The sequence below is a fragment of the Salinimicrobium aquimaris genome, from assembly GCF_035607535.1.
In the GTDB taxonomy this organism is placed as follows: domain Bacteria; phylum Bacteroidota; class Bacteroidia; order Flavobacteriales; family Flavobacteriaceae; genus Salinimicrobium.
Genome location: NZ_JAYDZX010000017.1, coordinates 24,119 through 46,782, shown reverse-complemented (window position 1 = coordinate 46,782; position 22,664 = coordinate 24,119). Strand labels below are relative to the sequence as shown.

Annotated in this window: 22 protein-coding genes; 16 read left to right on the top strand and 6 right to left on the bottom strand. The window is 43.3% G+C overall.

Annotation, left to right across the window (positions count from 1 at the left end):
- Positions 1 to 104: 104 nt before the first annotated feature.
- From VR862_RS13975 to VR862_RS13965, 3 genes are all read right to left on the bottom strand, one after another.
- On the bottom strand, positions 105 to 2,477 hold the full coding sequence (locus tag VR862_RS13975) for a sodium-translocating pyrophosphatase (protein ID WP_324721621.1): 2,373 nt from the start codon (positions 2,475 to 2,477) through the stop codon (positions 105 to 107).
- A 284-nt stretch (positions 2,478 to 2,761) separates the two neighbouring features.
- Positions 2,762 to 3,277 carry an inorganic diphosphatase gene (locus VR862_RS13970; RefSeq protein ID WP_324721620.1) on the bottom strand — a complete coding sequence of 172 codons (516 nt, stop codon included), beginning with the start codon at positions 3,275 to 3,277 and terminating at the stop codon, positions 2,762 to 2,764.
- Positions 3,278 to 3,700: 423 nt separating this feature from the next.
- A complete protein-coding gene (locus VR862_RS13965; RefSeq protein WP_324721619.1) occupies positions 3,701 to 4,729 on the bottom strand; it encodes a pyruvate dehydrogenase complex E1 component subunit beta in 1,029 nt (342 codons plus the stop codon).
- 118 nt (positions 4,730 to 4,847) lie between these two features.
- Between VR862_RS13965 and VR862_RS13960 the strand changes: the two genes are divergently transcribed.
- From VR862_RS13960 to asnA, 10 genes are all read left to right on the top strand, one after another.
- Positions 4,848 to 5,594, top strand: a complete 747-nt coding sequence (locus VR862_RS13960) for an electron transfer flavoprotein subunit beta/FixA family protein (RefSeq protein WP_324721618.1) — start codon at positions 4,848 to 4,850, stop codon at positions 5,592 to 5,594.
- Positions 5,595 to 5,694: 100 nt separating this feature from the next.
- A complete protein-coding gene (locus tag VR862_RS13955; RefSeq protein ID WP_324721617.1) occupies positions 5,695 to 6,663 on the top strand; it encodes an electron transfer flavoprotein subunit alpha/FixB family protein in 969 nt (322 codons plus the stop codon).
- 84 nt (positions 6,664 to 6,747) lie between these two features.
- Positions 6,748 to 7,371, top strand: a complete 624-nt coding sequence (locus tag VR862_RS13950; protein ID WP_324721616.1) for a bifunctional nuclease family protein — start codon at positions 6,748 to 6,750, stop codon at positions 7,369 to 7,371.
- A gap of 12 nt (positions 7,372 to 7,383) precedes the next feature.
- A complete protein-coding gene (locus VR862_RS13945) occupies positions 7,384 to 9,096 on the top strand; it encodes a nucleoside transporter C-terminal domain-containing protein (protein WP_324721615.1) in 1,713 nt (570 codons plus the stop codon).
- A 421-nt stretch (positions 9,097 to 9,517) separates the two neighbouring features.
- The gene (locus VR862_RS13940) at positions 9,518 to 10,342 is read left to right on the top strand and encodes a thymidylate synthase (protein WP_324721614.1); all 825 of its coding nucleotides are present in this window, start codon (positions 9,518 to 9,520) and stop codon (positions 10,340 to 10,342) included.
- Between the two features lie 30 nt (positions 10,343 to 10,372).
- Positions 10,373 to 10,747, top strand: a complete 375-nt coding sequence (locus VR862_RS13935) for an energy transducer TonB (RefSeq protein ID WP_324721613.1) — start codon at positions 10,373 to 10,375, stop codon at positions 10,745 to 10,747.
- Positions 10,748 to 10,767: 20 nt separating this feature from the next.
- Entirely contained in the window at positions 10,768 to 11,178 is a 411-nt protein-coding gene (locus VR862_RS13930; protein WP_324721612.1) for an energy transducer TonB, read from the top strand.
- Between the two features lie 134 nt (positions 11,179 to 11,312).
- Positions 11,313 to 12,287, top strand: a complete 975-nt coding sequence (gene egtD / locus VR862_RS13925) for an L-histidine N(alpha)-methyltransferase (protein WP_324721611.1) — start codon at positions 11,313 to 11,315, stop codon at positions 12,285 to 12,287.
- On the top strand, positions 12,284 to 12,565 hold the full coding sequence (locus VR862_RS13920; RefSeq protein WP_324721609.1) for a DUF427 domain-containing protein: 282 nt from the start codon (positions 12,284 to 12,286) through the stop codon (positions 12,563 to 12,565). Before egtD ends, VR862_RS13920 begins: the two co-directional genes overlap by 4 nt.
- Before the next feature lie 325 nt (positions 12,566 to 12,890).
- A complete protein-coding gene (gene asnA / locus VR862_RS13915; RefSeq protein ID WP_324721607.1) occupies positions 12,891 to 13,913 on the top strand; it encodes an aspartate--ammonia ligase in 1,023 nt (340 codons plus the stop codon).
- A 106-nt stretch (positions 13,914 to 14,019) separates the two neighbouring features.
- Here asnA and VR862_RS13910 read toward each other — a convergent pair whose 3' ends face one another.
- Positions 14,020 to 15,093, bottom strand: a complete 1,074-nt coding sequence (locus VR862_RS13910) for an aminotransferase class V-fold PLP-dependent enzyme (protein ID WP_324721606.1) — start codon at positions 15,091 to 15,093, stop codon at positions 14,020 to 14,022.
- A gap of 63 nt (positions 15,094 to 15,156) precedes the next feature.
- On the opposite strand from VR862_RS13910, the gene VR862_RS13905 reads away from it, so the two are divergent.
- The 5 genes from VR862_RS13905 (at position 15,157) to fabD (ending at position 18,618) form a co-directional block, all read left to right on the top strand.
- A complete protein-coding gene (locus VR862_RS13905; protein ID WP_324721605.1) occupies positions 15,157 to 15,606 on the top strand; it encodes a 2TM domain-containing protein in 450 nt (149 codons plus the stop codon).
- A gap of 2 nt (positions 15,607 to 15,608) precedes the next feature.
- On the top strand, positions 15,609 to 16,100 hold the full coding sequence (locus VR862_RS13900; RefSeq protein WP_324721604.1) for a dihydrofolate reductase: 492 nt from the start codon (positions 15,609 to 15,611) through the stop codon (positions 16,098 to 16,100).
- Entirely contained in the window at positions 16,090 to 16,944 is an 855-nt protein-coding gene (locus tag VR862_RS13895) for a fructosamine kinase family protein (RefSeq protein WP_324721603.1), read from the top strand. Before VR862_RS13900 ends, VR862_RS13895 begins: the two co-directional genes overlap by 11 nt.
- Positions 16,945 to 17,034: 90 nt before the next feature.
- Positions 17,035 to 17,535: a pyridoxamine 5'-phosphate oxidase family protein gene (locus tag VR862_RS13890; protein WP_324721602.1), complete on the top strand. Its 501-nt coding sequence runs from the start codon at positions 17,035 to 17,037 to the stop codon at positions 17,533 to 17,535.
- 201 nt (positions 17,536 to 17,736) lie between these two features.
- Positions 17,737 to 18,618 carry an ACP S-malonyltransferase gene (gene fabD, locus VR862_RS13885; protein WP_324721601.1) on the top strand — a complete coding sequence of 294 codons (882 nt, stop codon included), beginning with the start codon at positions 17,737 to 17,739 and terminating at the stop codon, positions 18,616 to 18,618.
- Between the two features lie 273 nt (positions 18,619 to 18,891).
- On the opposite strand, the gene VR862_RS13880 is transcribed toward fabD, so the two are convergent.
- Positions 18,892 to 20,169 (bottom strand): metal-dependent hydrolase family protein, encoded by a 1,278-nt coding sequence (locus tag VR862_RS13880; RefSeq protein WP_324721600.1) that lies wholly within the window; start codon positions 20,167 to 20,169, stop codon positions 18,892 to 18,894.
- Positions 20,170 to 20,175: 6 nt separating this feature from the next.
- On the bottom strand, positions 20,176 to 21,309 hold the full coding sequence (locus tag VR862_RS13875; RefSeq protein WP_324721599.1) for a DegT/DnrJ/EryC1/StrS family aminotransferase: 1,134 nt from the start codon (positions 21,307 to 21,309) through the stop codon (positions 20,176 to 20,178).
- Between the two features lie 84 nt (positions 21,310 to 21,393).
- Here VR862_RS13875 and VR862_RS13870 point away from each other — a divergent pair, with 84 nt between their 5' ends.
- Complete coding sequence (locus VR862_RS13870) at positions 21,394 to 22,632, top strand: 3-deoxy-D-manno-octulosonic acid transferase (RefSeq protein ID WP_324721598.1); 1,239 nt, start codon at positions 21,394 to 21,396, stop codon at positions 22,630 to 22,632.
- Positions 22,633 to 22,664: the final 32 nt, after the last annotated feature.

Sequence of the window (22,664 nt, the reverse complement as noted above, 5' to 3'; positions counted from 1 at the left end):
TAAAAGTCATTTTTGACGCACCTCTTTCAAGTTACATTTAAAAACAAAAATCCCCTGCGGCTGCAGGGGATTTTTAAAACTATTTTAGGAAATTTCTTTCAGAATTACTCTTTTTGAGATCCTGCTTCTGAAGATTGTTTGGCATTGACAGGCTCAAGTTGAGATATGGTTTCAGCTATTCTTTCAGCAGCAATCAACTCTTCACTTTTATCGGCTGAAAATTCAACCTGAGACTCAATTGAGTTTCCTTTCTGCTCATGAATAGTAGTTACTTCTTCCACTTCGGGAGTATTGGCAACCGCCATATCCTGCCCGAGGATTGGAGCAATAACAAGTCCTATTAGACAGGTAAGCTTGATCAAAATGTTCATAGAAGGTCCTGAAGTATCCTTAAATGGATCTCCAACCGTATCTCCGGTAACGGCGGCTTTATGAGCATCAGATCCCTTGTAGGTCATTTCCCCGTTGATCATCACTCCGGCCTCAAAAGATTTTTTAGCGTTATCCCAGGCACCACCGGCATTGTTCTGGAAAATAGCCCAAAGCACACCACTTACGGTAACCCCGGCCATATACCCACCAAGCATTTCAGCAATCAGGCGGTTCTCATATCCCAGAGCCATTGGCAGAAGAACGATAAGGATTGGGAAACCAATAGTAAGTAATCCAGGCAACAACATTTCGCGAAGTGCAGCTTTGGTCGAGATCTCCACACATTTGTCGTATTGCGGCTTTCCGGTTCCTTCCATTATTCCGGGAATATCACGGAACTGTCTACGCACCTCGTTCACCATTTCCATGGCCGCTTTTCCTACCGACTGCATCGCAAGGGCAGAAAAAACCACCGGGATCATTCCCCCAATGAAAAGCATCGCCAGTACAGGAGCTTTAAAGATGTTGATCCCATCAATTCCCGTAAAGGTCACATAGGCGGCAAAAAGGGCAAGGGAAGTAAGCGCTGCAGAAGCGATCGCAAATCCTTTTCCTGTAGCGGCAGTAGTGTTCCCTACAGAATCCAGGATGTCTGTTCTCTCTCTCACTTCTGAAGGCAATTCGCTCATTTCGGCAATACCACCTGCGTTATCGGCAATAGGTCCAAAGGCATCAATAGCCAGCTGCATCGCAGTAGTTGCCATCATAGCCGAAGCTGCAATTGCAACTCCATAAAAACCTGCAAAAGCATAAGAAGCCCAGATCGCGATGGCGAAAAGAAGTACTGAATAGAAAGTTGAAAGCATCCCCGTTGCAAGGCCGGCAATTATATTGGTTCCGGCACCTGTGCTGGAATTTTGGACGATAGATAGTACCGGCTTTTTACCAAGCCCGGTGTAATATTCGGTAACAGCCGAGATCACCCCTCCAACTACAAGACCAACCAGGGTAGCGTAGAAAACGCGGAGAGAAGAAACTACGTGTACCCCTTCCCCAAAAAAGACCATTTTCATACTGGAAGGTAACATCCAGGTCACCAGGAAATATGAGGAAATTGCTACCAGAATAATGGAGATCCAGTTTCCTTTATTTAGAGCCGACTGTACCTGTGCTTCTTTAGCTGAATTACTGTTGATCTTCACCAGCATCGTCCCAATGATAGAGAAGATGATTCCGAAGCCGGCGATCGCCATTGGCAAAAGGATAGGGCCAATTCCGCTGAAGCCTTCTCCTACAATATTTCCGCCCATGTCATTGATCACATAATTTCCAAGTACCATGGCAGCAAGCACGGTAGCGACATAACTTCCGAAGAGATCGGCTCCCATTCCGGCCACATCACCCACGTTATCACCTACGTTGTCGGCAATGGTAGCAGGGTTACGCGGATCATCTTCAGGAATACCGGCTTCCACTTTTCCTACCAAATCGGCACCAACATCGGCAGCCTTGGTGTAAATACCACCACCTACACGTGCGAAAAGCGCGATAGATTCAGCTCCAAGAGAGAATCCTGCAAGGGTCTCCAGCACGATGGTCATTTGATGAACATTCGTCCATTCTCCACCCATAAACACGTGGAAGAAAATGATGAAGAAAGTAGTCAATCCAAGAACGGCAAGACCGGCAACTCCAAGACCCATAACAGTTCCGCCTCCAAAAGATACCTTTAGAGCCTGCGGCAGACTGCTGCGGGCAGCCTGGGTGGTGCGAACGTTTGATTGGGTTGCAATGCGCATTCCGATATTTCCGGCAAAAGCCGAAAAAATAGCTCCAAAAATGAAAGCTACAACAATAAGGATATGTGTGGTGGGAACTATAAATGATATCCCTGCCAGCAAAATACTGGCCACAATGACAAAAATGGTGAGGATCTTGTATTCGGCATTAAGAAATGCCAAAGCCCCTTCGTAAATATGAGAGGAAATATCTTTCATCTTTCCATCTCCTGCATCCTGCTTCAAAACCCAGGCACGTTTTGCCCACATAAAAATGAGCCCAATGATCGCCAGAATAGCCGGCAACCAGATCATGTATTCTTCCATAATTTTTTGTTAAAAATTAATTAGCGGCGCTAAAGTTAGCAAAAGAGGGGAAAATATAGCTCACCTATAATGATGTTTATCAGTAAGAGCCCGAAAAAATTCCCATATCCTCAATAACAGGAGCCCCCGAAGGATTTTATTTTCAATATTAGAAGTTTTTGCTCCTAATACTGGATTTTACTCCTTTTTTTTAACTCCTGACGAAAAATATCTAGCCGCAATTAGAACCAAAAAAGGCAGCTACTTTTCAATAACTGCCTTTTGATATGGTAAGAAGATTTTGATTAAAGAATCGAGAAATTTCCTTTTTTGCCGTCACTATCTTTATAACGCTGAATGCAGTCTTCAATAATAGTGTTAGCTTCCTCAAGGTTCCCCCAACCTTCTACATCAACTTTCTTTTGTTCAAGATCTTTGTACACCTGGAAGAAATGTTCGATCTCCTTAATTAGGTGTCCGTTTACGTCACTAAGATCGTTTAATCTGTTCCAGATAGGATCGGAAACCGGTACACAGATCACCTTTTCATCCGGTCCTTTCTCATCGGCCATGTGAAAGACGCCAATTGGCTTCACTTCCATGACACAACCAGGAAAAGTTGGTTCGGTTACAAGCACCAGCACATCAAGCGGATCTCCATCAAGAGCAAGAGTTTCAGGAATAAATCCGTAATCGGCAGGATACATCATGGAAGAAAAGATCATCCTGTCATAGCGGACTTTCTTAAGATCAAAGTCGTACTCGTATTTATTACGGCTCCCTTTCGGGATCTCGATAAGAACGTCAAATGTTTTACTCATTATAATATTATATGTTTAGTACTTTTTTTGCTTAGGGGCGGCAAATATACTACTTCATTCGGTTTTAGGAAGAAACATTATTTTAAGAAGTTGCTCCCAACCAAAAGTTTAGGTTTTTCTTCACAAATGCCGCTGGCAAATTCCGAAGAACAATTTCCAAATTCCAAATTTTCTGTGCGGATTCGTGGTGCCTGGTGTTTGTTATTTGTGCCTGGTGCTTGGGACTTGGTGCTTTGTGTTTGGTGCTTGATACTGGATACTTGGTACTTGGTGCTTGGCGCTTGGTGCTTGGTGCTTGGTGCTTGGTGCTTGGTGCTTGATACTTGTACTTGGTGCTTGCTGCCTGGCGCTTGGTGCTTGGTGCTTAAAAGAAAAAGCCTCCCAAAAAGGAGGCTCAAAAATGTAATTTTTGGAAGGCCTTATTTAGTCCTTATACATTACTTTTTTCACTGCCTTGATTACATCATTGTGATTCGGCAACCACTCTTCCAGCAGCACGGGAGAGTAAGGCGCAGGAGTATCGGCAGTGTTTATCTTCACGATTGGTGCATCTAGATAATCAAATGCCTGTGATTGCACCTGGTAGGTGATCTCTGTTGCGACATTTCCAAATGGCCATGCTTCCTCAACAATTACAAGTCTGTTGGTCTTCTTTACAGATTCCAGGATCGCCTCATGGTCCATTGGCCGAATAGTACGAAGATCGATGATCTCACAGGAAATCCCTTCTTTTTCAAGTTCTTCAGCAGCTTTGTAACAGATCTTGATGATCTTTCCGAAGGAAACAATGGTCACATCGCTACCTTCTCTTTTAATATCTGCTTTTCCAATAGGAAGTACATATTCTTCTTCAGGCACTTCTCCTTTATCCCCGTACATCTGTTCAGATTCCATAAAGATCACAGGATCCTCATCGCGAATAGCAGCTTTTAAAAGGCCTTTTGCATCGTATGGGTTGGAAGGAACTATAACTTTAAGTCCCGGAGTATTGGCGTACCAGCTTTCAAAAGCCTGGGAGTGCGTTGCTCCTAACTGCCCTGCTGAAGCTGTTGGCCCGCGGAAAACAATTGGTACGTTGAACTGCCCGCCGCTCATTTGACGCATTTTGGCAGCATTATTTATGATCTGGTCAATTCCCACCAGGGAAAAGTTGAAGGTCATGAATTCTATAATAGGGCGATTTCCATTCATTGCGCTACCAACGCCTATCCCGGAAAAACCTAATTCGGAGATCGGGGTGTCGATCACGCGATCTGGACCAAATTCGTCCAGCATCCCTTTTGATGCTTTATAAGCTCCATTATATTCAGCAACTTCTTCTCCCATGAGGTACACAGACTCGTCTCTGCGCATCTCTTCACTCATGGCCTCTGCAATTGCTTCCCTGAACTGGATTGTCTTCATTACACGTATTTGATTAAAATTTTTCGAAACACAAAAATAGTAATTCAAATAAGTATTACCGACTACTTGCGGACAAAAATTTCTTATGCACGCACAGTATTTTTCCTCAGTTTTTCCTTATCTTCGTAAACCATTTATAAACTTATTTTAAAAATTTCTGAGATATATGAAAATATTAGTGTGTATTAGTCACGTACCTGATACAACCTCCAAGATCAATTTTTCTGAAGGCGATACCAAATTCGACACCGCCGGAGTGCAGTTCGTGATCAATCCAAATGACGAATTTGGCCTTACCAGGGCCATGTGGTTCAAGGAAAAACAAGGCGCAACTGTAGATGTTGTAAACGTAGGTGGAACTGAAACAGAACCTACCCTTAGAAAAGCACTGGCTATTGGAGCCGATACCGCTATTCGTGTAAATACTCCCGCCACAGATGGGATTTTTGTTGCAAAGCAGATCGCTAAAGTAGCACAGGACGGCGGGTATGATCTCATTATCGCAGGCCGGGAATCTATTGACTATAACGGCGGAATGGTTCCGGGAATGGTTGCAGGACTTATTGGTGCAAACTTCATCAACACCTGTATTGGTCTTGAAGTTGAAGGAAATGAAGCTACTGCCGTTCGGGAGATCGATGGCGGAAAGGAAACTTTGAAGGCCAGCCTTCCACTCGTGGTTGGAGCACAAAAAGGAATCGTACAGGAAAGTGACCTGAAGATCCCAAATATGCGCGGGATCATGCAGGCACGTAAAAAACCTCTAAACGTGGTAGAACCTGTGGAAGCCGGAAAGCATTCTGAAGCCGTAAAGTTTGAGAAACCACAACCAAAAGGAGACATTAAACTTATAGATCCAGATAACCTGGATAAATTAGTGGATTTGCTACACAATGAAGCAAAAGTTATTTAAAATTCAAGATTCAGAATTCAAGATTCAAAATTGGAATTTTGGATTTTGCGCTTGGAATTTAAATGTAAAGTAATCTATATAAAATATTCAATTAGAAGATATGTCAGTTTTAGTATATACAGAATCAGAAGAAGGAAAATTTAAGAAGACGGCTTTCGAGGTGGCTTCTTATGCAAAAGGGGTGGCCGATATGTTGGGAACAGAAGTCACTGCTGTTTCTTTCAACGCACAGAGCGCCGGGGACCTCGGAAAGTATGGGGTGAGCAAGTTGCTCAAGGTAAATGACAGCAAACTGGAGAAGTTCAACGCAAAAGCATACGCCGATGCCATTAAACAGGCTGCTGACAAGGAGGGATCAAAAGTGATCGTCCTTAGCCAGAGTGCCAATGCAAAGTATTTAGCCCCGCTACTTGCAGTACAACTGGAGGCAGGTTATGCTTCAAACGTAGTTGCCCTTCCTGAAGGTACAGAGCCGCTTGAAGTTAAAAGAACTGCTTTTACAAATAAAGCATTTAGCTTCACAAAACTTTCTACAGATGTGAAGATCATAGGTCTTTCCAAAAATGCTTTTGGATTGAAAGAAAGTCAGGCAGAAACAACGGAAGAGGACTTCTCCCCTTCCCTTTCTGAAGGAGATTTTTCTATAGAAGTAGTTTCTGTTGACAAAGCAGCCGATAAGGTGACCATCGCCGACGCCGAGATCGTAGTAAGCGGTGGCCGCGGATTGAAAGGACCGGAGAACTGGGGAATGCTCGAGGAACTTGCCGAGACCTTGGGAGCAGCAACAGCATGTTCTAAGCCGGTAAGTGATATGGGGTGGAGACCTCACAGCGAACACGTGGGACAAACCGGGAAACCGGTTGCTGCCAACCTTTATATCGCAGTAGGTATTTCTGGAGCTATTCAGCATTTGGCAGGGGTAAGCGCTTCAAAAACAAAGGTGGTGATCAATAATGATCCCGAAGCTCCTTTCTTTAAAGCAGCCGACTACGGCGTGGTAGGAGATGCCTTTGAAATAGTACCAAAGCTCACCGAAAAATTAAAGGAATTTAAGGCTAATAACTCATAATTTTTTTAACTTGCGTGCCGTTAAAAGGGCTGTCTGAATTTGGTATTTTGCCCATTTAGACAGCTTTTTTTGTATTTTTGAAGTATGAGTTTAGTGCGCCTTAACATCAAGGGAATTTCTTACAGCCAAACACAGAACGGGGCATATGCTTTAATCCTGAGCGAGGTAGAAGGAGAACGCAAACTTCCTATTGTCATTGGAGCCTTTGAAGCCCAGTCTATTGCCATAGCTCTCGAAAAAGAAATAAAACCACCCAGACCACTCACCCACGACCTGTTTAAGAACTTTGCCGATCGATTTGAGATTGTTGTAAAACAGGTGATCATTCACAAATTGGTGGACGGGGTTTTCTATTCCAGTCTTATCTGTGAGCGGGACAAGATCGAAGAGATCATAGACGCAAGAACCAGTGACGCCATTGCTCTTGCCTTGAGATTTCAGGCCCCTATTTTTACCTATAAGAACATTTTGGACAAGGCGGGAATCTACCTCAAGGGGGACGCTGCTAAAGAAGCTGAAGAAGAAAAGGAAAAAGAAGATATTATAGTCGATGAACTTTTCTCTAAAGAAGTGGAAATAAAATCTGACCAACCCGATTACAAAAAGCTTTCCCTTAACGAACTTAATAACATGTTAGATCAGGCCGTAAAAAATGAAGATTACGAAAAAGCGGCCCGCCTGCGAGATGAGATCTCAAAGCGAAAATAATTCCCCCCTGGTATGAATAAAATCTGGTGCTGCCTGTTCCTGATCTTCTTCGGAATATCCCCTCTTTTTGCCCAATCCATTTCTAAAACCTGGGATTTTGAAGCCGTAGAAGGCAACTCTCAAAATACCCTTTTTGAAATCTCTCCGGGAAATGATTATCTCAAACTGAATAACGGCGCCTTCGAACTCGCCCTCACCAATGAAGAAGTACCCGGCGCTTCAGGAAATTACGTTTATCAAAACGGGGTGCTGGTCCTGTTTTTTGACACTCCGGGAGACAGCATACAAAACTTCAGGGTTAACACCCTTACAGATTCTACCCTGGTACTTAACGCAAGAGATGTTATTTATTCCCTTAAAGAAGTACCTCAAACGATTGAGGAGGTATTACCGGTAGAAACAGCTAAGACTGTTGTACCCAATCAGGGTTTTACCTTTACAAGCTTCTGGAGAGGAGCCTTGGGAATGACCTCCCTCATTTTACTGGCGTTCCTTTTTAGCAGCAACCGCAGAGCCATCAACTGGAAAACCATATTAGTAGGTTTAAGTGCACAGTTGTTACTTGCCATTGGGGTCTTAAAAGTGGAAGTAATTCAGAACATTTTTGAGTTTGTAGGTGGAATCTTTGTTCTTATTCTTGATTTCACGGCAGCAGGAAGTGAATTTCTCCTGGGAGGACTAATGAGCGTAGAAAGCTATGGATTCATCTTCCTTTTCCAGGTTTTACCTACGATTATCTTTTTCTCGGCGCTTACCTCTGTACTCTTCTACCTGGGAGTAATTCAGGTAATTGTAAAGGGAATGGCCTGGGTACTTACAAAATTAATGGGCATCTCGGGCCCTGAGAGTTTAAGTGTGGCCGGAAACATCTTTTTAGGTCAGACAGAGGCACCACTTATGATCAAGGCATACCTCGAGAGAATGACCCGGTCTGAGATCCTACTGGTAATGATTGGTGGAATGGCTACAGTAGCAGGAGGAGTGCTAGCTGCCTACATCGGGTTTTTAGGTGGAGATGATCCTGCCTTGAGACTGGAATTCGCAAAACACCTTTTGGCAGCTTCAGTCATGGCCGCACCAGGAGCTATTGTAGTTTCCAAGATCCTTTATCCGCAGCAACAGGAGTTCGACAAGAATGTAGAAGTTTCTTCGGAGAAGATCGGCTCCAACCTCCTTGATGCCATTGCCAATGGAACGACTGAAGGTTTAAAACTTGCAGCCAATGTTGCCGCTATGCTACTGGTGTTTATTGCCTTTATTGCCCTTATCAATTATGTCCTTGGATGGTTTGGCGATCTTACCACCCTCAATGCTGTAATGGCTGAAAATACTCCCTATGCAAGACTTTCCCTGGAATCTTTACTTGGGCTAATCTTTGCACCACTAATGTGGCTGATAGGTGTAGCTACAGAAGATATGATGCTCATGGGGCAGCTGCTCGGGATCAAACTGGCAGCCAGTGAGTTTGTGGGTTATATCCAATTAGCGGAACTAAAGAACCCGGTAAATGCCTTAAGCCTCACCTATGAGAAGTCGATCATTATGGCGACATATATGCTTTGTGGTTTTGCAAATTTTGCTTCCATAGGAATACAAATCGGAGGAATTGGCTCCCTGGCGCCGGGACAGCGTAAGAACCTGTCGGAGTTCGGGATGAAAGCTCTCATTGGCGGTACCATTGCTTCCCTGCTTTCGGCTACCATTGCCGGAATGATCATTGGTTAATTGGCATGTGTATGCCCTGAAGGGGAATCTCAAGCAAAGAGCCAAGAATCAAGAGCCAAGAATCAAGAGGCAAGAACCAAGAATCAAGAGGCAAGAATCAAGATTTTCAATTCTTCATCATCTAACGGAAGTAGCAGGCACACCTTATCCTCAGGATGTTAGTTGATAAGTCTGTAACAACTCCTTTTTGGAATTAACTTTTTTAATGGGGACAGTTTTTTATTTTAGCTGAAATTGATCCCGAATTTGTCATTTTTGACCCGCAGGATTTTAGAAACCTTGTAGGTGTGAAGCAGTTATTTCTAGACCTACTATTTTAAAAATAAAGCTTGTAGGTCTGAAGGACATCTAGTCGGAAAGATTATATTATAAGACCTACAAGGTTAAAAATAAACCTTGCAGGTCTTTTTAAACTAATACTATGAAGCAATATCACGACCTGATAAAACACGTTCTCGAAAACGGAAATGAAAAAGGAGATCGCACAGGGACCGGCACAAAAAGTGTCTTTGGTTATCAAATGCGATTTGATCTAAGCGAAGGCTTTCCCATGGTCACTACCAAAAAACTTCACCTTAAATCGATCATCTATGAACTTTTATGGTTCTTACATGGTGACACTAATGTGAAGTATTTGCAGGACCACGGGGTGCGCATCTGGAATGAATGGGCAGATGAGAATGGAGATCTGGGGCCGGTTTACGGGCATCAATGGCGTAACTGGAACAGCGAAGATATTGACCAGATAAGGGAAGTGGTGGAAACGCTCAAGAACAACCCTAACAGCCGCCGTATGCTGGTGACTGCATGGAACCCTTCGGTACTGCCAGATACCTCAAAATCCTTTTCAGAAAATGTAGCAAACGGCAAAGCAGCACTTCCACCCTGCCACGCCTTTTTTCAGTTCTATGTAGCCGACGGAAAACTATCCTGCCAGCTCTACCAGCGCAGTGCCGATATCTTTCTCGGAGTACCTTTCAATATTGCCTCCTATGCCCTGCTCACCATGATGATCGCACAGGTATGTGGTTATGAAGCAGGTGATTTTATTCACACTTTTGGAGATGCACATATTTACAACAACCACCTGGAGCAGGTGAACCTGCAACTGTCGCGGGATTTCAGACCATTACCCACCATGAAGCTGAACCCGGAGGTGAAAAATATTTTTGATTTTAAGTTTGAAGATTTTAAATTGGAAAATTATGATCCGCACCCTGCCATAAAAGGCCAGGTAGCGGTTTAATTTTTGTCCAATTTTAAATTTTTAAGCAGTATGAAAAAGTTCTTGGTTATTACATGTTTTTTCTTTGGAGGCATAGCAGTTTCACAGGCACAGCAAACCTCTCCGGTTTGGCCGGGTTGTGAAGACGCCGAAGATAAATCTGAATGTTTTAACGAAAAACTGAATGCCCACGTTAGAGAACATTATGAATACCCAATGAAAGACAACGAGTACATTCGCGGACAGGTGAAGGTATCTTTTGATGTCAATGAAAAGGGTGAAGTTGTTGTAAAATCGGTTGAAGGTTCGGAGCCACTGGTGAATGAAGCAGCACGTGAAATGCTGGAGAAGATCCCCGATATGGAACCGGGAACTCTTAATGGCGAACCAGATTCCAGGAATTTCACAACGACCTACCGTTTTTAACCTTTTAAAAACCCCAGATCATGAAGAAACTATTGTTAGTGTTGTTCCTTTTCTCGGCAGGCACAGTCCTGGCCCAGGAGGGAGTAAAAGTTTCCGGTAATACAATTACTTCTAAAGAGGTCCCACCAGTTTGGCCCGGTTGTGAAACTGCTCCAGCTGCTAAAGCCTGCTTTAAGGAGAAACTTACCCAGCACCTCAAGGCAAACTACAAATTCCCTAAAGATGCCAATGGTAATTATATTAGAGGTAAAGCAGTAGTTTCTTTCGAGATCAACAAAGAAGGAAAACCGGTGGTAACCAAGGTTGAAGGACCAAAAAAGGAATTAAATGAGGAAGCAAAAAGAATAATTCTGGCCATTCCACAGATGACGCCCGGGCAGCTTGCCGGCAAACCCACAGAGGTGAGTTATAAAGTTCCTTTTAATTTTTAATTGGGGGCTACTGAATCATTAGTTAGTATTCCTTTAACTAAAAGGAGGGTTTTAAATTTTAAATTTGAAGGAAACCTGCGGGTTTCCTTTTTTTATAGTCTCAAAAAAGGGAAATAAGCAGCTAATTTTTCTTTATGAACAACACCAAACCTCCGGAATTCAAAACGCAGTTCGCCGAAGATGTTTTTAAAGGCCTCACCTCCTATCCCAAGAAGATAAGCTCAAAATACTTTTACGACGACAAGGGAGATGAGCTTTTTCAGCAGATTATGGACCTGCCCGAATATTATCTTACGGGGAAGGAATATCATATTCTAATGCGCAACAGGGAGGAAATTGGAGATGCATTTGCTTCTTTTGAAGGTTTTGACCTTATAGAACTGGGTGCCGGTGACGGGAAAAAAACCAAGGTGCTGCTAAGACATTTCGAACAAAAGAATTACGACTACAAATATCTTCCGGTGGATATTAGCAAAAATGTGCTTGAACAGCTTAGCGGCAGTCTCCAACAGGAATTCCCTTCAGTTGACGTCGAACCACAGCAGGGAACTTATGCCGAAGTGCTTTCACGCCTGTCCGATTACCGGGAGCGGAAAAAAGTTATCCTGTTCCTGGGATCGAACATTGGCAATCTCTCTCAGGAAGAAGCTGTTAACTTCCTTAAAAAGATCTCTTCAGCAATGCACGAAAAGGATCTTTTCTTCATGGGAGTTGATCAAAAAAAGGAACCTCAGGTCATTCTGGATGCATACGATGACAGTGCGGGAGTGACCGAGGCATTTAACAAGAACCTGTTGGTTCGCATGAACCGGGAACTGCGCGCCAATTTTGATCCTGAAACCTTTCTCCATTGGCCCATATACAATCCTGAAACCGGCGTGGCAAAAAGCTACCTGGTTAGTACTAAAGAACAAACAATACAGATAGATGCCCTCGATATGGAAGTACATTTTCAGAAGTGGGAGACCATTCATACCGAAGTATCTCAAAAATATGACGACACTTCAATAGCATGGCTTGCAAAAGAAGCAGGCCTGGAGATCGCCGGCAGCTGGGCAGATAAGGAGAACTGCTTTAAGAATTACCTTTTTAAAAGAATAACAACATGAAAGCCATCTGGAACGACACCATCATAGCAGAGAGTGATAAGACCGTAGAGGTAGAAAACAATCATTATTTCCCTCCCGACGCAATAAAGTCTGAATTCTTTCAGCTAAGCGACAAACACACCATCTGTCCCTGGAAAGGAAAAGCTTCCTATTTTCACCTGCAGGTAGGAGAAGAAAAAAATCCCGATGCAGCTTGGTTCTACCCTCATCCAAAGCCCGAAGCCTCAAAAATTAAGAATTTTGTTGCCTTCTGGAATGGAGTCAAAGTAGAAAAATAAATTTGCAGGTTGAGAAAAAAGAAGTAAGTTTACAAATATCAAAAAGATAATCAGGTGATTTTCAATAACAACAATAATAACTTCAATAACAATCTGAATCAACTCAGGTTGCGGAAAGCTATTATTGTGTAAAAAGATCCCTTCAACAATATTAAAAGCCTTTCCGCCCCCGGAAAGGCTTTTTTTTTGGCACCTATGAAAAAAATACAAGTAAATAATATCAATAATAATAGTCCACCACCCGATGGAGAGGATTTCTGTGCTTATTGGCCTGCTCCTTTCCGGGGCAGGCTTTTTTATTAATAAACAATCAAAAACAAGAAATATGAAAACTACAGTACAACAACTATCGCAAAAACTTCAAACAGAAGAAGCCGTTCACTTTGTAAAAGCAGAATTTGAAAAACACCTGAAGGAACAACTATCCCTTATAAAAATCTCGGCTCCTAGTGTAGTACTCCAAGGCACCGGCATTAACGACGACCTCAACGGAATAGAAAGACCGGTGGGATTTCCCATCAAGTTCATGCAGGAGCAAAGAGCCGAAGTTGTTCAATCCCTGGCCAAGTGGAAGCGCCTGCGATTGAAGGATTACGAACTGGAGGCGGGCACAGGGATAGTGACCGATATGAAAGCCCTGCGTCCCGATGAAGACCTCGGCCCCTTGCACTCCATTTCGGTAGACCAATGGGACTGGGAAAAAGTAATGTCCCCAGAAGATCGACATCTTGACTTCTTAAAAGACCAGGTAAGCAAGATCTACAGCGCCATTTTAGCTACAGAGGCTGCTGTGGCCGCCCAATATCCACTCCTCACGCCAGTCTTACCGGCAGAAATCACCTTTATTCATGCCGAAGACCTGCAAAAACAATTTCCCCACCTTACCCCAAAACAAAGAGAAGATAAAGCTGTAAAAGAATATGGCGCTGTGTTTCTAATAGGAATTGGAGGGGCAATGGAAGGCGGTGAACTTCATGACGGTCGTGCCCCCGATTATGATGACTGGAGCACTCCCACTTCTGCTACGACCAAAGGCTTGAATGGGGATATTCTTGTATGGCATCCCATTTTAGAACAGGCATTTGAGCTATCATCTATGGGAATAAGAGTGGACCCGAAGACCCTTGAACTTCAGCTGAAGATCCGCCGGGCAGAAGATCGAAGGGAATTGTTTTACCACAGTCAGCTCTTAGAAGGAAAATTGCCTCAAACCATTGGCGGCGGCATTGGTCAATCCAGAATGTGCATGTTTCTCCTAAAGAAACAGCACATCGGGGAAGTACAGGCAAGCGTATGGCCCGAAGAAATGAGACAGGAATTAAAAACTAAAGGTGTGTTTTTGCTTTAGAAACTGTTAGTCTCACAGGTTTTGGAAATCTGTGAAATCCAATCAATCGGCAATTGCTGGAAGCGATCGACAAAAGGTATTCAAAAAGGAAATTTTTGAATACCTTTTATTTTAAGAGCTTAATGAGTTTATCCAGATCGGCTTCAGTATTAAAATAATGAAAACTCACTCTTATCCCCTCTCCCCTCATAGAGCAGATGATCTTGTTACTGCGCAATTTACTGAACAGCTTTTCGTCTCCTTTAATATTAAAAATAGAAGAATGCAGCTTCCGGTTCACAACTGCAGGCTCTAAAAGCTCCTTTTCAGCAAGCTTTTCTTTAGCAACAGCTGCCAGCCCTGCGATACGATTTTCGATCCCCTCCATTCCTATCTGGTTTACGAGATCTATGGCAGTTTTAAGGCTCCCGAAGTTGAGGGTATCGAGGTGACCGGGTTCGAATTTTACGATAAAGCTTCCCCGGTGCGGTTTGTTGTTAGGCTGCAATTCCTTGAGCTCCAGATTGGCCGGAGCGATCATTTCCTGCACGTGTTCCTTAAACAGGAAAAATCCATTTCCATAACCGGCATTGAGCCATTTATAGGTACTCACCCCCAGTACATCAATACCTGAATCTTCAAAATTAAATCTTTCGGTTCCGCAATACTGCGTGCCGTCGGCGATGAGAAGGAGGTTCTTATTTTCACTTTTTAGAGACTTCAGGAAGTCGGGATCTATTTTTATTCCGTTGATGTATTGGACGAGACTAAAAGCAAGAACATCGGGCTTCTCCCGTTCAACGGCTTCAGCAATATTCTGTTCCAGGTTTCCGTCGATTTCAGCATAACAGATCTCAAATTTCCGGGATTCCACAGCCCAATTTAAAGAGGGATAATCATTCCGCAGTAAAAGCACCTTTTTATCCTTTGAAAGGCCTTCCATGAGCAGGTTGATTCCGTAGGAAAAGTTGGGGCTGAGTGCGACTAGATTGGGAGCGCTGCCAAAAAGGCTTCCTAGAGATTGTCTTACCTTCAAAAAAATTTTATCCCGCTTCTCCCGGAACAAACTCCCTCCTATTAAAAAATCCAGGTCGTGGTCCTGCCGGAATTCCAGAACGGCCTCTGGCAATAGACCTGAAGCAGCCGTGTTGAGATAAGTATACTGCTCTAAAAGGGGAAACTGCTGCTTAAAATTCTTCATAGACTTGGAGGATTCCGCGTGAAAATCAATAAATTTGAGATTATCTCTAAATTACATTTAAAAATGGGCGTGGAAAAATATAGTTCTTCAAAAATTGACCCCGAGCAACGCATGCTCATCGAAAGAGCTCAAATGCGGGCGAGGCAAAAAAGGAGATTATACCAGCATTTTATCGTATTTCTTCTGGGGTCGGTAGTTTTGATCCTGTTAAACGTCATCTTTGAAATTGGCCGAGACATTAATCCTTTCGGGATCGATTGGTTTGTCTGGGCAATTATCTTTTGGGCTCTGCTACTACTCATCCATGTCTTTAATGTCTTTGTGACCAACAAGTTCTTTGGAAAAGACTGGGAAAATGAGCAAGTTGACCGCCTGGTCGCCAAGCAGCAAAAAAGAATTGCAGAACTTCAGAAAAAAGTGGAAAAAGATTATCCTTTGCCAAAAAAAGGAGAGCCTTACATTCCGCCAACTACACGCAAACCAATTGATCCCGATGCACCAATAAACTCTTAATCATGGGAAAAGTTATTTTGATCGCCGCTGCCGGAGAGAACAATGAATTGGGAAAAGACAAGGACCTGGTTTGGCATTTACCCGATGATTTTAGGAGATTTAAAAAACTCACTACGGGCCATTACATCATTATGGGCCGCAAGACTTTTGAAACATTCCCTCAACTCCTGCCCAATCGCACCCACGTTATCATTACCAGGAAGGAAGATTATGATCCTGAAGGCACAATAGTGGTCAATTCTTTGGACGAAGCTCTGGAAGCTGCAAAGGATGATCCACAACCATTTGTTATTGGTGGAGGCGAGATCTATAAGCTGGCCCTTGAAAAAGCTGACGCTATTGAATTGACGCGGGTTCACGGAACTTTTGACGCCGACACCTATTTTCCGGAATTTGATGAAGAGAACTGGAAACTGGTGGAAAAAGAAGAACATCCTGCAGATGAGCGGCATAAATATGCTTTCACCTACCTGACTTACGAACGTGCCAAATGATCAACAGGTCATACACGAACTGGCCAACAGCCATGGTTTTGCAGTAGATAAAACGAAGTCGCTGGCGGGTGGCAGCATAAATCAGGTTTATCTTTTAAAAACTTCGGAAGGAAAGAAGGTAGTAAAGATCAATTCTGCCGAAAAATTCCCCGGAATGTTTGCAGCTGAAAAGCAGGGCCTAGAAACACTGAAACACGCTGAAGCTTTTGATGTACCGGAAGTTCTCGCTCTCGGAGAAGTTGAAGATAAAGCCTACCTGCTCCTGGAGCACAAAAAAGAAGGGGGACAAAAAAGCCATTTTTGGAAGGTATTTGGTGAGCAGCTTTCACAACTCCACAAAACTACAGCAGAAGAATTCGGCTTTCCCGAGTCCAACTATATTGGCAGCCTGCCTCAATACAACGCCCGTTGCAAATCGGCAGCAGATTTTTATGTGAGTCAGCGGTTGGAGCCACAGGTAAAAATGGCAAAAGACAGAGGTTTCTCGCTGGGAGAGCTTTCAGGATTTTACAAGAATATTTCCGAAGAAATTCCGCAGGAAGCACCTGCCCTACTCCACGGGGACCTCTGGAGCGGCAATTATATGAGCAACGAAGAAGGGCTGCCCTGCCTCATTGATCCTGCCGTTTGCTATGGCCCCCGGGAGATGGACCTGGCGATGATGAAACTCTTCGGTGGTTTTCCAGCTGAAGTTTTTGAGGTTTATGATTCGCGATTTCCGCTTCAGCCGGGTTGGGAACAACGTATTCCTTTGTGGCAACTCTATTACCTTTTGGTCCATCTCAATATCTTCGGAAGCAGTTACCTTCCGCAGGTACAGGGGATCATACGGCGCTTTTCATAATCTTAACAGGCTCAAGTCTTCTTTTAGCAGTTCTTTAGAGCACATGCGGCGCTAATTCCTTTATATTTAGGTGGAACCAAAAAAAGAGATATGAGTACAGAGAATTTGACTAAAGATGAATCCTGGGAAAAGCTTAGGGAGCTGGTAGATGATATAAAGGTAGCCATGATGGTAACCGGGCTGGAGAAAAAACCTATCAACGCCATTCCCATGAGCACGAAAAAAGTTGATGATAAAGGGAATATCTGGTTCCTGAGTATGGGAAATAGCGAACATAATCAAAATCTCGCATCGAATCCCGATGTGCATTTACTTTACAGCGATCCCGACGATATGGAGTTCATGAGCCTCTACGGGAGCGCAGAGATCACCAAAGACAGGTCTGTTCTTGAAGACCTTTATAATCCCAGCACCGATAACTGGTTTGACGGGCCCGACGATCCAAACCTCACGGCAGTAAAAGTTACTCCTGCAGAAGCCTATTATTGGGACACCAAGGCTAATAAATATGTTACCCTTCTTAAAATGGGAGTTGGTGCCGTTACCGGGAAAAATCAGGATATCGGAGAAAAAGGAAAACTGAACCTTTAAGCCTGAAGGCAAAAGCTTATGGGCTGCCTTAAAAGCTAAAACACGTCATTCTGAATTTATTTCAGAATCTTATTGATTTTTCAAAACAGAATTGATTAGAACCTGAAACTTCCGGAATATATTCGGGACAGGTGGACAAAAGACAGGCTTTTAAGGCAGCTCTTTTAATTTTACTAATTTTGCAGTCTAATCGTTATAATTATGAAGGCATACATTTTTCCGGGACAAGGAGCCCAGTTCAAAGGAATGGGGCAGGATCTCTATAATAATTCCCCCCTCGCAAAGGACCTTTTTGAAAAAGCCAATGATATACTTGGATTTTCTATTACTAAAGTGATGTTTGAAGGTGAGGCTGAAGATTTAAAGCGTACAAAGGTAACGCAGCCCGCAGTCTTCCTGCATTCTGTGATCCTTTCTAAAGTTATAGGAGACTCCTTTAAGCCCGACATGGTGGCGGGACATTCTTTGGGTGAATTTTCGGCCCTTGTTGCTAACGGAGTTCTAAAATTTGAGGACGGACTCAAACTGGTTTCCAAAAGGGCTATGGCCATGCAACATGCCTGTGAACTTGAAGAATCGACTATGGCAGCAGTTCTTGGATTAGAAGATCATTTAGTAGAAGCCGTTTGTGCCGATGTAAAAGGTACTGTGGTTGCTGCAAACTACAATTGCCCCGGGCAGCTGGTAATTTCGGGAGATCTTTTAGCTGTAGAAAAAGCCTGTGAAGACCTGAAGGAAAGAGGTGCAAAAAGGGCCATGGTACTGCCTGTTGGTGGAGCTTTTCACTCCCCATTAATGGAGCCTGCAAGAGAAGAACTTGCAGCAGCCATAAAGGAGACAGAATTCCATAAACCCATTTGCCCAATTTACCAGAATGTTTCCACCTTTGCAGTAACCGACCCGGATGAGATAAGAAAAAATCTCATTTTCCAGTTAACAGCTCCGGTGAAATGGACGCAAACAGTACAGAACATGATCAAGGATGGTGCGACCGAATTTATTGAAGTCGGCCCCGGAAAAGTTTTGCAGGGATTGGTTAAGAAAATCGATCGAAGTGCGCAGGTAAGTTCGGCGGAAATGTAAAGTCAAGGTTTAAGGTTTAAGGCTTAAGATTTAAGGTTTAAGGCTTAAGGTTTAAGGTTTAAAACATATAAATTGTATATTCAAGGTTGAATTGTGACTTTGAATTAACTTAATTTCGGATTGTTTGAATTCTAAAAATCAATAGACAAGACTCCTCACAAGGCGTTGATAATTTTTTTATAATAAAAAAGCCGGAGAATTATCTCCGGCTTTTTTATTGCTCTATTGGTTGTATCAAAGTTTAACTGCCAACTAATCACTGAATACTGCCTACTAATTTTTATAGATTTTCCCTGCTTTCATCACAAACTGCACATCCTCCAGGGTCTTGACGTTTTTGGTGGGATCTTCTTTGACTGCAATGATATCGGCAAAGAATCCGGGGGCCACCTGTCCCATTTCCTTCTCCATCTTGAAGATCTGGGCAGGAACAATAGTAGCCGATTGAATGGCTTCTAAAGCCGGCATCCCTGCTTCTACCATATATCCAAATTCTTTTGCGTTCTTCCCGTGCTCAAACACTCCGGCATCTGTGCCAAAGGCGATCTTCACCCCTTTTTTGTATGCTCTTCCGAAGGTGTTCTGTATCTGCGGACCAATTTGTTTTGCCTTTGGAACTACAAGTTCGGGGTAGTAATTTTCTATTTCAGCTTTTTCGGCTACCTCTTTTCCTGCAGTGATTGTAGGGACAAGATAGGTGCCGTACTGTTTCATCAATTCCATAGTTTCGTCACTCATAAGAGTTCCATGCTCAATAGTGGTTACTCCTCCTTTTACCGCCCGCTGCATTCCTTCGTCTCCATGCGCATGTGCAGCTACATGAAAATCATAATCTTTTGCAATATCCACGATAGCTTTGATCTCCTCTACAGTGAATTGCGGGTTGGAACTACTTTTCGCCACACTTAAAACTCCGCCGGTAGCAGTGATCTTGATAAGATCGGCTCCGTTTTTGTATCGCTGCCTTACAGCCTTTCGCGCATCTTCCACACTGTTCACAACTCCCTCCTTTGGCCCGGGATCACCTGCCAAAGCGCTGTTCATTCCGTTAGAAGGATCGGCGTGACCTCCCGTTGTGGCAAGAGATTTTCCCGAGGTAAAGATCCTCGGTCCTTTTACTTTGCCTTTGTTGATAGCATTCCGCAGGGAAATATTCACTCCTGTACCTCCCAGATCTCTAACGCTGGTGAATCCTGCCATCAAAGTAGTTTCGGCAAAGCCTACTGAATTAAAAGCATCATCTGCCGGATCATTGGTAAAACGCTCAAGATATTTTGATGGGTTGGTTTCACTCTCCAGGTGCACATGCATATCTGTCAAACCGGGAAGCAGGAACATATCCTTCAGGTCAATTAAACTGTCTGCGGGACTGGCGGGTTGCACAAAGCCATCCCTGATCTCTTTGATCTTGTCTCCGGATATAACTATAGTTTTTTCACTGAGAATTTTTCCTGTCCTGGTATCCAGGAGTTTTCCGCTGTGGATGTAGGTGTCCTGTGCAGCGGCTACAAAAGTGAACAGCAGGCTGCAGGCAAAGAGAAAATTTTTCATAAGGTGCTATTGATTAAAAAATTCTTTTATAGAACCCGTAATATAGGAAATTTGCTCTTCATCCAACTCGGTATGCATTGGGAGTGAAATAACTTCCTTTACCAGTTGGTTGGTGACAGGGAAATCTTCTTCCTCATATCGCCCGTCTTTATAGGCCTTTTGGTTGTGAAGCGGGATAGGATAATAAATTCCAAAAGGAATACCTTTTTCAGAAAGATATTTCGCTAAGGCATCACGCTTTCCATTGGCAATTTTGATAGTATACTGGTGATAAACATGCGTATCTTCTGTACTTTCGGTATAAGGAACAGTAATTTCTTCTACATCTTTTAGTGCTTCAGAATACTTTCTGGCGGCATTTTGCCTCGCCTCATTGTAAGTATCCAGGTGCGGAAGCTTAGCCCGCAGTACCGCTGCCTGTAAACTATCAAGCCTGGAATTCACCCCAACTACATCGTGATGGTAACGCTCATACATCCCATGATTCACGATTCCTCTTATGGTATGTGCAAGATCATCATCATTGGTGAAAATAGCCCCACCATCCCCATAGCACCCCAAATTCTTAGAAGGGAAAAAAGATGTTGATGCGGCGTGACCTATGGCACCGGCTTTTTTTGTAGTGCCGTCTTTGAAATGATAATTAGAACCTATGGCCTGGGCATTATCTTCAATGACAAACAGATCATGTTCGTTGGCAATTTCCATTATAGCATCCATGTTGGCAGTTTGGCCGAACAGGTGCACCGGCACAATGGCCTTTGTCTTTGGCGTTATAGCTCTTTTAATAGCCTCGGGATCAATGTTGAACGTATCTGGTTCCACGTCAACGAGTACGGGAGTGAGTTGCAAAAGGGCGATCACCTCTACAGTTGCTGCGAAAGTAAAGTCGGCTGTGATCACTTCGTCTCCAGGTTTTAGCCCCAGCCCCATCATTGCGATCTGCAGTGCATCTGTACCGTTGGCACAGGGAATTACATGTTTTACGTCCAGATAATTCTCCAGCTCCTTCTGAAACTGCTGCACTTCGGGTCCATTTATAAAGGCGGTGGTATCAAGAACTTCTGAAAAAGCAGAATTTACAGTATCTTTTATTTTTTCGTATTGACCCTTAAGGTCAACCATTTGTATTTTTTTCATCATATAAAGTTAGGACTACGAAAATACGAAGAAAGCCACTTTTGCCAATGGTAATTTCTTAATTTAGCACCCAAAATACCGGCCTTGCATTTTCTCTACAACCTTGCTATAAGATCTGCTGAAAACCTACTTCCCCTGGCGGGCAGTATTAATGAAAAGCTCCGGATCTTTAACGAGGGCAGAAAAGACCTTTTTAAGCACCTTGCTTCTGAAATTTCCCCTACAGAAAAGACCATCTGGTTTCATGCAGCCTCGCTTGGAGAATATGAACAGGCAGTGCCGGTAATAGAAGCAGCAAAGAAAATCTTTCCCTCGCATAAGATCGTACTCAGCTTTTTTTCCCCGTCGGGCTACGAAGTGAAAAAAGATTCTTCCCTGGCCGATGTCGTAACCTACCTGCCACTGGACACCACAGAGAACGCCACTAAATTTCTTGATCTGGTCCATCCTGATTGGACGCTGTTTGTAAAATATGAGTTCTGGCCTAATTTCTTGAATGAACTAAAAAAGAGGAAGATGCGCAGCCTCCTTATTTCCGGGGCCTTTAGAGAAGACCAGCTCTTCTTTAAAAGTTATGGGAAATGGATGAGAAGGTATCTCGAAGCTTTTGAATTCTTTTTCCTTCAAAACGAGAAATCTAAAGAACTGTTACGTCACATCGGATTTGAAAATGCTGCTGTAAGTGGAGATACGAGGTTCGACCGGGTAAGCGCCCAGCCCGAGCAGGATAATAAGCTGGATTTTATCGAGAATTTTGTTAGGGACAAAATTTGCATTGTAGCCGGAAGTACATGGCCCGAAGATGAAGAACTGCTGCTAGAATTTATCAATAATGACCAATTAGAGGTGAAGCTCATTATAGCCCCTCATGCCATCAAACCTGAAAAAATAAAACAGTTGCAGGAGAAACTGGAAGTGGACAGCATACTATATTCTGAAAAAGATAGGAATAAGCCAGAAGATTTTAAGGTGTTCATTATTGACACTGTTGGCCTGCTTTCCAGAATCTACAGCTATGCAGACATTGCTTATGTAGGCGGGGCCGCGGGGGATACCGGGTTGCATAACATCCTCGAACCGGCTGCTTTTGGAGTTCCGGTCATTATTGGTAAAAATTATTCCAGGTTCCCTGAAGCAGAAGATCTAAAAAATGCAGGAGGATTGGTTCCGGTGCAGAACAGATCTGAGGCACGAGAAGTGCTTGCAAAGCTAGTCGCCAATGAGAACGAACGTAAGATAAAAGGTTCGATTTCAGCAAAATACATTCAGAAAAACAAAGGGGCTACCCAAATGATTTCAGAATATCTCTTAAAAAATCGATAAAAATAAAGCTACTTTAAGGGGTGGAGCAGGAC

Coding starts and splice junctions, on each gene's coding strand:
- VR862_RS13975 (WP_324721621.1), bottom strand. CDS start 2,477: ATGGAAGAATACATGATCTGGTTGCCGGCTATTCTGGCGATCATTGGG.
- VR862_RS13970 (WP_324721620.1), bottom strand. CDS start 3,277: ATGAGTAAAACATTTGACGTTCTTATCGAGATCCCGAAAGGGAGCCGT.
- VR862_RS13960 (WP_324721618.1), top strand. CDS start 4,848: ATGAAAATATTAGTGTGTATTAGTCACGTACCTGATACAACCTCCAAG.
- VR862_RS13955 (WP_324721617.1), top strand. CDS start 5,695: ATGTCAGTTTTAGTATATACAGAATCAGAAGAAGGAAAATTTAAGAAG.
- VR862_RS13950 (WP_324721616.1), top strand. CDS start 6,748: ATGAGTTTAGTGCGCCTTAACATCAAGGGAATTTCTTACAGCCAAACA.
- VR862_RS13945 (WP_324721615.1), top strand. CDS start 7,384: ATGAATAAAATCTGGTGCTGCCTGTTCCTGATCTTCTTCGGAATATCC.
- VR862_RS13940 (WP_324721614.1), top strand. CDS start 9,518: ATGAAGCAATATCACGACCTGATAAAACACGTTCTCGAAAACGGAAAT.
- VR862_RS13935 (WP_324721613.1), top strand. CDS start 10,373: ATGAAAAAGTTCTTGGTTATTACATGTTTTTTCTTTGGAGGCATAGCA.
- VR862_RS13930 (WP_324721612.1), top strand. CDS start 10,768: ATGAAGAAACTATTGTTAGTGTTGTTCCTTTTCTCGGCAGGCACAGTC.
- egtD (WP_324721611.1), top strand. CDS start 11,313: ATGAACAACACCAAACCTCCGGAATTCAAAACGCAGTTCGCCGAAGAT.
- VR862_RS13920 (WP_324721609.1), top strand. CDS start 12,284: ATGAAAGCCATCTGGAACGACACCATCATAGCAGAGAGTGATAAGACC.
- asnA (WP_324721607.1), top strand. CDS start 12,891: ATGAAAACTACAGTACAACAACTATCGCAAAAACTTCAAACAGAAGAA.
- VR862_RS13910 (WP_324721606.1), bottom strand. CDS start 15,093: ATGAAGAATTTTAAGCAGCAGTTTCCCCTTTTAGAGCAGTATACTTAT.
- VR862_RS13905 (WP_324721605.1), top strand. CDS start 15,157: ATGGGCGTGGAAAAATATAGTTCTTCAAAAATTGACCCCGAGCAACGC.
- VR862_RS13900 (WP_324721604.1), top strand. CDS start 15,609: ATGGGAAAAGTTATTTTGATCGCCGCTGCCGGAGAGAACAATGAATTG.
- VR862_RS13890 (WP_324721602.1), top strand. CDS start 17,035: ATGAGTACAGAGAATTTGACTAAAGATGAATCCTGGGAAAAGCTTAGG.
- fabD (WP_324721601.1), top strand. CDS start 17,737: ATGAAGGCATACATTTTTCCGGGACAAGGAGCCCAGTTCAAAGGAATG.
- VR862_RS13880 (WP_324721600.1), bottom strand. CDS start 20,169: ATGAAAAATTTTCTCTTTGCCTGCAGCCTGCTGTTCACTTTTGTAGCC.
- VR862_RS13875 (WP_324721599.1), bottom strand. CDS start 21,309: ATGAAAAAAATACAAATGGTTGACCTTAAGGGTCAATACGAAAAAATA.